A 12960-nucleotide genomic window follows, 5' to 3' on the forward strand; every position below is an offset into this window, starting at 1 on the left:
CGACCTTTTGCCCGGATGCTAGACCTCGCCGCTACGTCACGCAAGGCTGCCGGCAGCGCGCGCCAGGCGGGCCCGTGCTTCGGCCTCGCCGATAAGCGGGAGGAGTTCGGCCATGTCCGGACCGTGATCCATGCCGGTGAGCGCCTGGCGAAGCGGCAGGAACAGCGCCTTGCCCTTGCGGCCGGTGTTGTTCTTAAGTGCGCCGGTCAGCGCGTGCCACGGGTCGTCGCCCCAGACGAGCGCCTGCGCCGCTTGGGCGAGATAGGCCCGGTCCTCGTCCGAGAACGCCGGTTGCTCGATCGGCCCGGTCACCAGTCGCCATAACTCGGCGGCCTCTGCCACATGCGACAGGTTGGGACGGATGGCGTGCCAGCCGGCCTCGTCGATCCCGTCTGGCAGGCGATGCGCCACATCCGCAAAGTCCAGCTGGTGGACGATGGCGGCGTTGAGCCGCTCCAGCTCCGCATCGTCGAAGCGCGCCGGGGCGCGGCCGAAATGGGCGAGGTCGAAGCTGTCGACCAGCACCTGCCGGTCCGCAATCGGCTCGACCGGCTGAGAGGTCCCGAGCCGCGCCAGCATGGCGATGATCGCCTGCGGCTCGATGCCCTTCTCGCGGAAAGCGTCGCAACCGAGCGAGCCCAGCCGTTTCGACAGTTTGCCCTCGTTGCCGACCAGCAGCGCCTCATGCGCGAAGGCCGGCGGGGCCTTGCCCATGGCGGTGAACATCTGGACCTGCACCGCGGTGTTGGAGACATGGTCCTCGCCGCGCAGCACATGGGTCACCCCCATATCGATATCGTCGACCGCGCTGGGCAGCATATAGAGCCACGAGCCGTCGGCGCGGCGGATCACCGGATCGCTCAGCGTCGCCGGATCGAATTTCTGCGGCCCGCGAATGCCGTCGTCCCAGGCGATCGGCTCGTCATGGTCGAGTTTGAAGCGCCAGTGCGGGGCGATGCCTTCGGCCTCCTTCGCCGCGCGCTCCGCATCGCTGAGCGCCAGCGCGCCGCGATCGTAGATCGGCGGCAGCCCGCGCCCGAGCTGGATCTTGCGTTTCAGGTCGAGCTCCTGCGCGGTCTCATAGCAGGGGTAGACCCGGCCCGCCTCGCGCAGCGTCTCGAACGCGGCCTCGTACAGCGCCAGCCGCGCCGACTGCCGTTCCTCGCCGTCGGGCTCCAGCCCCAGCCAGGCGAGGTCGGCGCGGATCGCCTCGACATACTCCTCGCGGCTGCGTTCGGCATCGGTGTCGTCGATGCGGAGCATGAAGGTGCCGCCGTGCTTCCTCGCCAGCATCCAGTTGTGGAGCGCGGTGCGGATATTGCCGACATGCAGCCGCCCGGTGGGCGAAGGGGCGAAACGGGTTGTGACCATGGCGCTTGCGCTAGCGGTATTTTGCCCACATTCAAAGCTCGGGAAGAGGGAGAGGACGATGGACGACAGCGCATTCGTGAAGGTCGTGGAAGAGGCGGCACTGCCCGGCGCCGCTTGCATGATCGTCGACCGGCAGGGTGCGCGCTATTCCCGGGCGTTCGGCCAGGCCGACGCGGTGCGGGGCGTGCCGATGGCGCTGGACACACCGTGCCAGATCGCCTCGATGACCAAGGCGCTCGTGTCCGTCGCGGCGATGCAGCTGGTGGAGCAGGGCAAGCTCTCGCTCGACGCGCCGATCGGCAACGTGTTGCCCGACCTCGCGGATGCGCAGGTGCTGACGGGGTTCGACGACAGCGGTGCCCCCCTCCTGCGCCCGGCAGCGCGGCCGGTAACGCTGCGGCACCTGCTGACCCACACCGCCGGGCTGGGCTATTTCTTCATCCATCCGGAAATCCTGCGCTATTTCGCCCATGTCGGGATGCCGGAGCCGGGTTCGCTGGCGAGCCTCAGGATGCCGCTCATGTTCGATCCGGGCGACAAGTGGGAGTATTCGGTCGGCACCGATTACGTCGGACTTGCGGTCGAGGCGGCTAGCGGGATGCGGCTGGGGGACTATCTCGCTGTGAACGTCTTCGCCCCGCTCGGCATGACCGACACCGGCTTCCGGCCGGAACTGGCCGGTCATGCCGCCACGGTTCATCGCCGCAAGCATGGCGGCGGGTTCGAAACCGCCCCGATGATCCTAGGCGGCGGCGAATACCAGAACGGTGGCGGGGGCCTGACCTCGACCGCGCCCGACTATGCCCGTTTCCTGCGCGCGATCCTGCGCGGCGGCGAGCTCGACGGTAACCGCATCCTGAGCGAAGGCACCGTCGCGGAGATGAGCCGCAACCAGGTCGGCGATTTGCGTGCGGGCTACATGGGCTCGGCCATGCCGGAGCTCGCCGCCCCGTTCGACAACTTTCCTGACCAGCACACCGGCTGGAGCCTCGCCTTCCTCGTCAATCCGGAGCGGGGTCCGAACGGTCGCTCGCCCCGCAGCCTGGCCTGGGCCGGGATCTTCAACTCGTATTACTGGATCGACCCCGCCGAGGGCGTGGCGGGCGTGTTCGTCTCGCAGCTGTCCCCGTTCGGCGATCCCGGGGCGCTGGCGGCCTTCGGAGCGCTGGAACGGCTGGCCTACGGACGAGGTTGATGACCGGGCCGGAACCCTGCGCCTGGCTGCACCACGAATGGAACGCAGGCGGTACCCTGTCCGCCTATCCGCCCGAGACCGCGGAAGAGAACCGCGCGGGCGACCTCATCCACCACCGGCTCTACGGCGTTGCCACCACGTCGCCCGCCACACCCTACATCTGCATCTGGCGCGATAGTGCGCGTGGCACTGTACAGGATCGCAAGCTGGGCTGGCCGAGCCGGATCCTCCTCGTCGCATCCTTCGGTACCGAGCCCTGGCAGCCGCCGCGCGACCTGGTGGAGGAGGCAACCCTGCGGCAAATGCGCGACGAAGGGCAGTTGCGGACACATTGGGAATGGCAGGACGACGGGTACCGGCTGTCCGAACTAGGCATCGAGCTCCGCAAAGGGGGCGAAGCGCGGCCGTTCCGCTCGTTCCATCGCGGCGAAGAAATCGCCACGCTCGACATTGCTTTCGACCCGATCGGGCGCCCGGGCGCGCCTGACGAACCCATCGCCTTCCGCCTGTCGGGGCAGGTCCGCGAACGGTACAATGCGGGCGAGCAGGCGAAAGGCGATGCGGTGCGGCTGGCGATCATGGGCACGGCACGGCCGATGCCGCCATGGCTGATGTACTGACGCGCGGCGACCGCGTTCCTACTGCGAGAACAGCAGCACGCTCCGGCCTCCTCCCGAGATCAGCACGCCATTCTCGGGCGTACGGGCAATGGTGTCGGCCGCGTCCATCGCCTGCCAGATCTGCGGAACCTCGGGCGGATAGCCGATAGCGCAGACAGTCGCCGGTCCGGGCGGCGGCGGGAGCGTTTCGAAGCGGTTGCCGACAATCGCATAGTCGCGCCCCTGCCCGGCACAGCCCGGTTCCCACCAGACGTTGCGGAAATCGGCGCGAATGGCCAGCCCGTAACTTTGATCGATCGGCTTGCCATCGATCCCGGCAACGCGCCATTCGCCGCTAAGGTCGACTGCCCGCGCAGAGCGCTGCGCCTCGCTTGGGACCAGTCGCAACTGGACCTTCTCGCCGCCGCCCTCCACATAGACGCCGCCTTCGACACGGAGGATCAATTCAAGTTCGTCGAAGGCCCGCTCGACCTGCTGCTCTTCTTGCGTCAGGCCACGGGCGCACATGCCGGTGCCAGCCTCGTAGTAACGCTCGGTCCGGTAGTCCTCGTCCGAACCGCGATAGGTCCACTGCGCCCCGACACATTGCGAAGTCCAAACGATCCGGTCGGGGCCGATCGTCACCCTCATCGCCGGCCAGTCTCCACGCGGTGCAGGTTCGCGGTGATTGATGAAAGCAACCGTGTAGCTACCCTCCATCGTCCAGGGTTCGATAATCGAACCGGATTGCGCGGGCGCATCGTTCGAGGTTGCAGGCAGCGCCTGTTCCGGGCCCGAGCAACCGGGCAGGATCGCGGTGCAGACGGCAAGTACCACTAGTCTGGCAAACAACATTATGGCGCGTCCTCAACGAAAAGGGCCCCGGAGACCGAAGTCCCCGGAGCCCGTTTTTCCTCGCCCGTCGCTGAACGGGGGCTGAGGCTTATTCGCCGTCCGCCGCTTCGGGATTCAGGTACTCGCCGGCATCCGCATCGGTGCCGTGGGTTTCGCCCTCGACTGCGGCCAGCGGGTCGTCGCCGATGGCGGCTTCCGGACCCTGGGCCAGTTCGGCCTTGTGCTGTTCCTCGGCCGTGTCGGCGACCACCAGCGCTTCCTGCTGCTTGCGCCAGGCGGCGCGCAGGGCGGCGTCGCGAGTGGAGGCAGTCACGCGCAGGCGGTTCATGCCCGCACCGGTACCGGCGGGGATGAGACGGCCGACGATGACGTTTTCCTTGAGGCCGATCAGGCTGTCGCGCTTTCCTTCGACTGCCGCCTGCGTCAGCACGCGGGTGGTTTCCTGGAACGACGCGGCAGAGATGAACGAACGGGTCTGGAGCGACGCCTTGGTGATGCCGAGCAGCACCGGAGTGCCCGTCGCCGGCTGCTTGCCCTTGGCGAGCTTCGCATTGGCTTCGTTCATCTCTTCGAGGTCGACTTGTTCGCCCGGCAGCAGCACGGTGTCGCCACCGTCGGTGATCTCGACCTTCTGCAGCATCTGGCGAACGATCACCTCGATGTGCTTGTCGTTGATCTTCACGCCCTGCAAGCGATAGACTTCCTGGATTTCCGCCACGAGATATTCGGCCAGCGCTTCCACGCCCAGGACATCGAGGATGTCGTGCGGGTTGGGGCTGCCCGAAATCAGCGTGTCGCCCTTCTTGACGAAGTCGCCTTCCTGGACGTCGATCACCTTGGTCTTGGGGATCAGGTATTCCACCGGATCGCCTTCCTCGGGCACGATCGCGATCTTGCGCTTGGCCTTGTACTCGCGGACGAATTCGATCTTGCCGGAAATCTTGGCGATGATCGCATTGTCCTTGGGCACGCGGGCTTCGAACAGTTCGGCAACACGCGGCAGACCGCCGGTGATGTCGCGGGTCTTGGCAGCTTCGCGGCTGGCACGGGCGAGAATGTCGCCCGCTTCGACCTGCTGGCCGTCCTCGACCGACAGCGCGGTGCCCGGGGCGAGCATGTAGCGCGCCGCCTCGGTTTCCGCACCGGCATCGTTCAGAAGGGTGAGCCGCGGACGCAGGTCTTCCTTCTTCTTGCGGCCGGTGGCGCGGTTCTCGGTCACGACACGCTGGGCGATACCCGTCGCATCGTCGACCATTTCTTCCATGGTCACGGCATCGATCAGGTCCTGGTACCGGACCACGCCCGACTGTTCGGTGATGATCGGCAGCGAGAAGGGATCCCACTCTGCCAGGCGTTCGCCTTCCTTCACCTTGCCGCCATCCTTGTGCATCAGCACGGTACCGTAAGGCACCTTGTGGATTTCGCGTTCGCGGCCTTCGGCGTCGATCACCGCCAGTTCGCCGTTGCGGGCGAGCGACAGGATACGGCCCTTCTTGTCGGTGATGGTCGGCATGTCACGGTAAACCACGGTGCCGTCCGAGATCGCCTCGAGGTGGCTCGTTTCGTTGAGCTGCGCCGCGCCGCCGATGTGGAAGGTCCGCATCGTCAGCTGGGTGCCCGGCTCGCCGATCGACTGCGCGGCGATGACGCCCACAGCCTCGCCGATGTTGACCGGGGTCCCGCGGGCAAGGTCACGGCCGTAGCAGGTGCCGCAGACGCCCTGTTCGGCTTCGCAGACCAGCGGGCTGCGGATCTTGGCGACCTGCACTTCGGCTTCCTCGATGGCCTTGACCATCGGTTCGTCCAGCAGCGTGCCGGCCTTGACGATCACTTCGCCGGTCTTGGCGTTGACGAGGTCTTCTGCCGTGGTGCGGCCGAGGATACGTTCGCCGAGCGAGGCAATGACCGAACCGCCCTGCACGATGGCGCGCATTTCCAGCGCGTTCTCGGTGCCGCAGTCGTCGACCACGATCACGCAGTCCTGCGACACGTCGACAAGGCGGCGGGTCAGGTAGCCCGAGTTCGCCGTCTTGAGCGCGGTGTCGGCCAGACCCTTGCGGGCGCCGTGGGTCGAGTTGAAGTATTCAAGGACGGTCAGGCCTTCCTTGAAGTTCGAGATGATCGGGGTCTCGATGATCTCGCCCGACGGCTTCGCCATCAGGCCGCGCATCCCGGCGAGCTGCTTCATCTGCGCCGGGCTACCACGGGCACCGGAGTGCGACATCATGTAGATCGAGTTGATCTGCGATTCCTTGCCGTCGTCGTCGAACTTCTGCGACTTGATCTCGGCCATCATCGCGTCGGCCACCTGGTCGCCGCAGCGGCTCCAGGCGTCGATCACCTTGTTGTACTTTTCCTGCTGGGTGATGAGACCGTCCTGGTACTGCTGCTCGTAGTCGGCGACCAGCTTCTTGGTTTCCTCGATCATGCCGTCCTTGCTGTCCGGAATGATCATGTCGTCCTTGCCGAAGCTGATGCCGGCCTTGAACGCGTGGCGGAAGCCCAGCGCCATGATGGCGTCGGCAAACAGCACCGTGTCCTTCTGGCCGGTGTGGCGATAGACCTCGTCGATCACGTCGCCGATGTCCTTCTTGGTCAGCAGGCGGTTGACGATATCGAACGGAACCTTGTGGTTCTTGGGCAGGCATTCGCCGATCAGCATGCGGCCCGGCGTGGTGACGAAGCGCTGCATCGACACGTTGCCCTGCTCGTCGGCCTGCGGGACGCGGGCGATGATGCGGGTGTGCAGCGTGACCGACTTCACTTCCAGCGCCTGGTGCACTTCGGCCATGTCGGCAAAGCGCGGCAGCTTCTCGATCTTCTCGCCGTTTTCGCCGTCGATGTACTCGGGCGTCTTCTCCTGCCGTTCCATCGACAGGTAGTAGAGGCCCAGTACCATGTCCTGCGAAGGCACGATGATCGGCTTGCCGTTGGCGGGCGAGAGGATGTTGTTGGTCGACATCATCAGCACGCGCGCTTCGAGCTGGGCTTCCAGCGAAAGCGGCACGTGGACGGCCATCTGGTCGCCGTCGAAGTCGGCGTTGAAGGCCGAGCAGACCAGCGGGTGCAGCTGGATCGCCTTGCCTTCGATGAGGACCGGCTCGAACGCCTGGATGCCCAGGCGGTGCAGCGTCGGCGCACGGTTGAGTAGGACCGGGTGTTCGCGGATGACTTCATCCAGGATGTCCCAGACTTCCTTGCGCTCCTTCTCGACCCACTTCTTGGCCTGCTTGAGGGTCATGGAAAGACCCTTGGCGTCGAGGCGGGCGTAGATGAACGGCTTGAACAGTTCGAGCGCCATCTTCTTGGGCAGGCCGCACTGGTGCAGCTTCAATTCCGGACCGGTCACGATGACCGAACGGCCCGAATAGTCGACGCGCTTGCCGAGCAGGTTCTGGCGGAAGCGGCCCTGCTTGCCCTTGAGCATGTCGGAGAGCGACTTCAGCGGGCGCTTGTTGGCACCGGTGATGACGCGGCCGCGGCGGCCGTTGTCGAACAGCGCATCGACCGATTCCTGCAGCATGCGCTTTTCGTTGCGGACGATGATGTCCGGCGCGCGCAGTTCGATCAGGCGCTTCAGGCGGTTGTTGCGGTTGATGACGCGGCGATAGAGATCGTTGAGGTCCGAAGTCGCGAAGCGGCCACCGTCGAGCGGCACGAGCGGGCGCAGTTCGGGCGGAATGACCGGCACGACGTCGAGGATCATCCATTCCGGGCGATTGCCCGAATCGATGAAGCTTTCGACGACCTTCAGCCGCTTGATGATCTTGGCGGGCTTCAGCTTCGACTTGGTGGTCGCGAGCTCTTCTAGCAGGACGTCACGCTCCTGCTCGAGGTCGAGATCCATCAGCATGATCTTGACCGCTTCCGCGCCGATGCCGGCGGTGAAGGCGTCTTCGCCATACTCGTCCTGCGCGTCGAGCAGTTCGTCCTCGGTCAGCAGCTGGAACTTCTCCAGCGGCGTCAGGCCCGGCTCGGTGACGATGTAGTTCTCGAAATAGAGCACGCGCTCGAGCTGCTTTAGCTGCATGTCGAGCAGCAGGCCGATGCGCGAGGGCAGCGACTTCAGGAACCAGATGTGCGCGACCGGCGCGGCCAGTTCGATGTGGCCCATGCGCTCGCGGCGGACCTTGGTCACGGTCACTTCGACGCCGCACTTTTCGCAGACGACGCCCTTGTACTTCATGCGCTTGTACTTGCCGCACAGGCACTCGTAGTCCTTCACGGGACCGAAGATGCGGGCGCAGAACAGGCCGTCACGTTCCGGCTTGAAGGTGCGGTAGTTGATCGTTTCCGGCTTCTTGATCTCGCCGAACGACCAGCTGCGAATACGCTCCGGGCTGGCGATGCCGATCTGGATCTGGTCGAAGGTTTCGGGCTTCGCCATCTGGTTGCTGAATTTGGTCAGTTCGTTCATTTCTCACATCCCTTGAAGGGGAAAACAGGGGCGGTTCGGGCGGGCGACCCGGAAGGCCGCCCTCGCCCTGCTATTCTGCCGCGATGGCCAGGCCGTCGCCGTCCTCGTCGGTGTCCTCGCCCAGCGACGACAGTTCGACATTGAGGCCGAGCGAGCGCATTTCCTTGACCAGCACGTTGAAGCTTTCGGGAATGCCGGCTTCGAAGGTGTCGTCGCCCTTGACGATCGCTTCGTAGACCTTGGTGCGGCCGACGACGTCGTCGGACTTTACCGTCAGCATTTCCTGCAGCGTGTAGGCCGCACCGTAGGCCTGCAGCGCCCAGACTTCCATTTCCCCGAAGCGCTGGCCGCCGAACTGCGCCTTGCCGCCCAGCGGCTGCTGGGTGACGAGCGAGTAGGGGCCGATCGAACGGGCATGGATCTTGTCGTCGACCAGGTGGTGCAGCTTGAGCATGTAGATGATGCCAACCGTGACCTTGCGGTCGAAGGCTTCACCGGTCCGCCCGTCGTAGAGCACCGACTGGCCGTCGCTGTCGATCCCGGCAGCCTGGAGCTGCGTGGTAACATCGCCTTCGCGCGCCCCGTCGAACACCGGGGTGCCCATCGGGATGCCGGCGGTGAGGTTCGACGCCAGTTCGACGATCTCGGCGGTCCCGCGCGAGGCGATATCCTCGGCATAGCGATCGCCGTAGATCTCCTGCAGCTTGGCCTTGACCGCTTCGGGCGGAGCGCCCGCTTCGGGGTTGGGGTTGGCTGCGCGCCATTCTTCCAGCGCCGCCTTGACCTGCTGGCCGAGACCGCGCGCCGCAAAGCCGAGGTGGGTTTCGAAGATCTGCCCGACGTTCATGCGCGAGGGCACGCCCAGCGGATTGAGCACGAGGTCGACCGGGGTCCCGTCTTCGAGGAACGGCATGTCCTCGACCGGCAGGATGCGGCTGATCACACCCTTGTTGCCGTGACGGCCGGCCATCTTGTCGCCCGGCTGCAGCTTGCGCTTGATGGCGACGAAGACCTTGACCATCTTGAGCACGCCCGGGGCGAGTTCGTCGCCGCGTTCGAGCTTTTCCTTACGATCCTCGAACTTCTCGTCGATGCCCTTCACGGCCTCGTCGTACTGGGCCTTGATCGCTTCGATCTGGCTCTGGCGCGTATCGTCGGCCACCGCGAACTTGAACCATTCGTGGCGCTCGACGTCCTCCAGCAGGGCCTCGGTGATCTCCGTGCCCTTCTTGATGCCCTTCGGCGCCGCCGAGGCGGTCTGGCCGAGCAGCATGTCGCGCAGGCGGTTGTAGGTCGCCCGGTTGAGGATTGCGCGCTCGTCCTGGCTGTCCTTGCGCAGGCGCTCGATCTCTTCCTGCTGGATCGCACGGGTACGGTCGTCGACCTCGATGCCGTGGCGGTTGAAGATCCGCACGTCGACGATCGTGCCGCTGGTGCCCGGCGGCAGGCGGAGCGAGGTGTCGCGCACGTCGCTGGCCTTCTCGCCGAAGATGGCGCGCAGCAGCTTTTCTTCCGGCGTCATCGGGCTTTCGCCCTTGGGCGTGATCTTGCCGACCAGGATGTCGCCCGGATGCACTTCGGCGCCGATGTAGACGATGCCCGCTTCGTCGAGGTTGCGCAGCGCTTCCTCGCCGACGTTCGGGATGTCGCGGGTGATGTCTTCCGGCCCGAGCTTGGTGTCGCGGGCCATCACTTCGAATTCCTCGATGTGGATCGAGGTGAAGACGTCGTCCTTCACGATGCGTTCGCTGATCAGGATCGAGTCTTCGTAGTTGTAGCCGTTCCAGGGCATGAAGGCGACGAGGCTGTTCTTGCCCAGCGCCAGTTCGCCGAGGTCCGTCGAGGGGCCGTCGGCGATGATGTCACCAGCCTCGACCGTCTCGCCGACCTTCACCAGCGGACGCTGGTTGATGCAGGTCGACTGGTTCGAACGCTGGAACTTCTGCAGGCTGTAGATGTCGACGCCCGACTGGCCGGGTTCGACATCGCCGATCGCACGGATGACGATACGGCTGGCATCGACCTGGTCGACCACGCCGCCACGGGTTGCGGTGATCGCCGCGCCCGAATCGCGGGCGACGGTTTCTTCCATGCCGGTGCCGACCCACGGAGCCTCGGCCTTGACCAGCGGCACCGCCTGGCGCTGCATGTTCGAGCCCATCAGCGCGCGGTTGGCGTCATCGTTTTCCAGGAACGGAATGAGCGAAGCGGCGACCGAGACGAGCTGCTTGGGCGACACGTCCATCAGCGTAATCGTTTCGCGCGGCGCCATCATGTTGTCGCCATTGGCGCGGGCCGAAATGAGCTCTTCGACGAAGGAACCGTCGTCGTTGAGTTCCGCCGAGGCCTGCGCCACGGTGTGCTTCTGCTCTTCCATGGCCGACAGGTAGATTACTTCGCTGGTGACCTTACCGTCCTTGACCACGCGGTACGGGGTTTCGATGAAACCGTACTTGTTGACGCGGGCGAAGGTCGACAGCGAGTTGATGAGGCCGATGTTCGGGCCTTCCGGCGTTTCGATCGGGCAGATGCGGCCATAGTGCGTCGGGTGGACGTCGCGCACTTCGAAACCGGCACGCTCGCGGGTCAGACCACCCGGTCCAAGCGCCGAGACACGGCGCTTGTGGGTGACTTCCGAGAGCGGGTTGGTCTGGTCCATGAACTGCGAGAGCTGCGAGGAACCGAAGAACTCGCGCACGGCAGCCACGGCGGGCTTGGCGTTGATCAGGTCGTTCGGCATCACGGTGCTGACGTCGACCGAACTCATGCGCTCCTTCACGGCGCGCTCCATACGGAGCAGGCCGACGCGGTACTGGTTTTCGAGCAGCTCGCCCACCGAGCGCACGCGGCGGTTGCCGAGGTTGTCGATGTCGTCGACTTCGCCCTTGCCGTCCTTGAGGCCGACGAGTTCCTTCACCACCGCGAGGATATCTTGCTTCCGCAATGTGGTGACGGTGTCTTCGGCGTCGAGGTCGAGACGCATGTTGAGCTTGACGCGGCCCACGGCCGACAGGTCATAGCGTTCGCCGTCGAAGAACAGGCCTTCGAACAGGGCTTCGGCGGTTTCCTTCGTCGGCGGTTCGCCCGGGCGCATGACCTTGTAGATCGCCTCCAGGCCCTCGTCGCGGTTTTCGGCCTTGTCTGCCTTGAGCGTGTTGCGGATCCAGGGGCCGATGCCGACGTGGTCGATGTCGAGCAGGGCGATCTTGTCGAACCCGGCGGCGTCGAGCGCTTCGAGGTGGTCGGGACCGACTTCGTCGCCGGCTTCGATGTAGATGCGACCGGTCGACTCGTCGATCATGTCATTCGCGGCATAGCGCGCGAAGATTTCCTCGGTCGGCAGCAGCAGGGTGGCAAGACCGTCCTTGGCGGCCTTGTTGGCGGCACGCGGGCTGATCTTCTGGCCGGCCGGGAACACTTCCTCGCCCGTCTTGGCATCGACCAGCGGGAAGGCCGGCTTCGCGCCGCGCCACTGTTCGGGCACGAACGGGATCTGCCAGCCGTCCTCCGCCCGTTCCCAGGTGACAGTCGAATAGAAGTAGTTGAGGATATCCTCGGCATCGAGGCCGAGCGCGAACAGCAGCGAGGTGACCGGCAGCTTGCGCTTGCGATCGATACGCACGTTGACGATGTCCTTGGCGTCGAATTCGAAGTCGAGCCACGAACCGCGGTAGGGGATCACGCGGGCGGCGAACAGCAGCTTGCCCGAGCTGTGGGTCTTGCCCCGGTCATGGTCGAACAGCACACCCGGCGAACGGTGCATCTGCGACACGATGACGCGTTCCGTCCCGTTGATGATGAAGGTGCCGTTCTCGGTCATGAGCGGCATGTCGCCCATGTAGACGTCCTGTTCCTTAATATCGAGCACCGAGCGGGTTTCCGTCTCAGTATCGACTTCGAAGACGATGAGGCGCAGCGTGACCTTCATCGGGGCGGCATAGGTGATGCCGCGCTGGCGACACTCGGTCGTGTCGTACTTCGGGTCTTCGAGTTCGTAGTGCACGAAGTCGAGCTCGGCGGTGCCGGCGAAGTCGCGGATCGGGAACACCGAACGCAGCGTCTTTTCGAGGCCCGAGACATAGCCCGTGCTCTTGTCCGAGCGCAGGAAATGCTCGTAGCTTTCGCGCTGGACCTCGATCAGGTTCGGCATCTGCACCACTTCGTGGATGTCGCCGAAGATCTTGCGGATGCGCCGCTTTGCCGTACCCGAAGCCTTCGTCATCGCCTTCGGGGTTTTCGCCTTGCTTGCCATGGAGGAGTGTCGCCTCTTCTCGTGCTGCGCCGGACTCGCTCATGCTGCGGCCCGGCAGGAAAATCTCGTGTCGAACGCGAGGAGGATCACAACCGGGACGCGAAAAGGCCGCAGCTGGGGCACACCGAATCCGGCGGCACTGCTGCAGCACAATCAAGGCGTCGCGATTATGGAGCCCGCTGCTTCCATTCCTTGGCCGATTCCCGCGCATGAATCGGCCTTGCTCGAAGCGAGCGGTCGGGAGGCCATATAGGTAGAGAGGGATGCCCGG

At 65.1% G+C, this 12960-nt stretch carries 7 protein-coding genes; 3 read left to right on the forward strand and 4 right to left on the reverse strand.

Annotated features, from left to right (window positions below; genetic code table 11):
• Positions 1–36: 36 nt before the first annotated feature.
• Positions 37–1371 (reverse strand): glutamate--tRNA ligase, encoded by a 1335-nt coding sequence (gene gltX, locus WAB17_RS04710; RefSeq protein WP_435418860.1) that lies wholly within the window; start codon positions 1369–1371, stop codon positions 37–39.
• A gap of 58 nt (positions 1372–1429) precedes the next feature.
• Here gltX and WAB17_RS04715 point away from each other — a divergent pair, with 58 nt between their 5' ends.
• Complete coding sequence (locus WAB17_RS04715; RefSeq protein ID WP_435418861.1) at positions 1430–2566, forward strand: serine hydrolase domain-containing protein; 1137 nt, start codon at positions 1430–1432, stop codon at positions 2564–2566.
• On the forward strand, positions 2566–3186 hold the full coding sequence (locus WAB17_RS04720; protein ID WP_435418862.1) for a hypothetical protein: 621 nt from the start codon (positions 2566–2568) through the stop codon (positions 3184–3186). Before WAB17_RS04715 ends, WAB17_RS04720 begins: the two co-directional genes overlap by 1 nt.
• A gap of 18 nt (positions 3187–3204) precedes the next feature.
• Here the strand turns inward: WAB17_RS04720 and WAB17_RS04725 are convergent, their stop codons facing one another.
• From WAB17_RS04725 to rpoB, 3 genes are all read right to left on the reverse strand, one after another.
• Positions 3205–4020, reverse strand: a complete 816-nt coding sequence (locus tag WAB17_RS04725; protein ID WP_435418863.1) for a hypothetical protein — start codon at positions 4018–4020, stop codon at positions 3205–3207.
• A gap of 88 nt (positions 4021–4108) precedes the next feature.
• The gene (gene rpoC, locus WAB17_RS04730) at positions 4109–8437 is read right to left on the reverse strand and encodes a DNA-directed RNA polymerase subunit beta' (RefSeq protein WP_435418864.1); all 4329 of its coding nucleotides are present in this window, start codon (positions 8435–8437) and stop codon (positions 4109–4111) included.
• A gap of 70 nt (positions 8438–8507) precedes the next feature.
• On the reverse strand, positions 8508–12689 hold the full coding sequence (gene rpoB / locus WAB17_RS04735; protein WP_435418865.1) for a DNA-directed RNA polymerase subunit beta: 4182 nt from the start codon (positions 12687–12689) through the stop codon (positions 8508–8510).
• Between rpoB and WAB17_RS04740 the strand changes: the two genes are divergently transcribed.
• Complete coding sequence (locus WAB17_RS04740) at positions 12625–12942, forward strand: hypothetical protein (RefSeq protein WP_435419416.1); 318 nt, start codon at positions 12625–12627, stop codon at positions 12940–12942. The two genes, rpoB and WAB17_RS04740, sit on opposite strands and share 65 nt — an antisense overlap.
• The last annotated feature ends 18 nt before the right edge of the window (positions 12943–12960 follow it).

The sequence above is a fragment of the Parerythrobacter aurantius genome, from assembly GCF_045291475.1.
Taxonomy (GTDB): domain Bacteria; phylum Pseudomonadota; class Alphaproteobacteria; order Sphingomonadales; family Sphingomonadaceae; genus Parerythrobacter; species Parerythrobacter aurantius.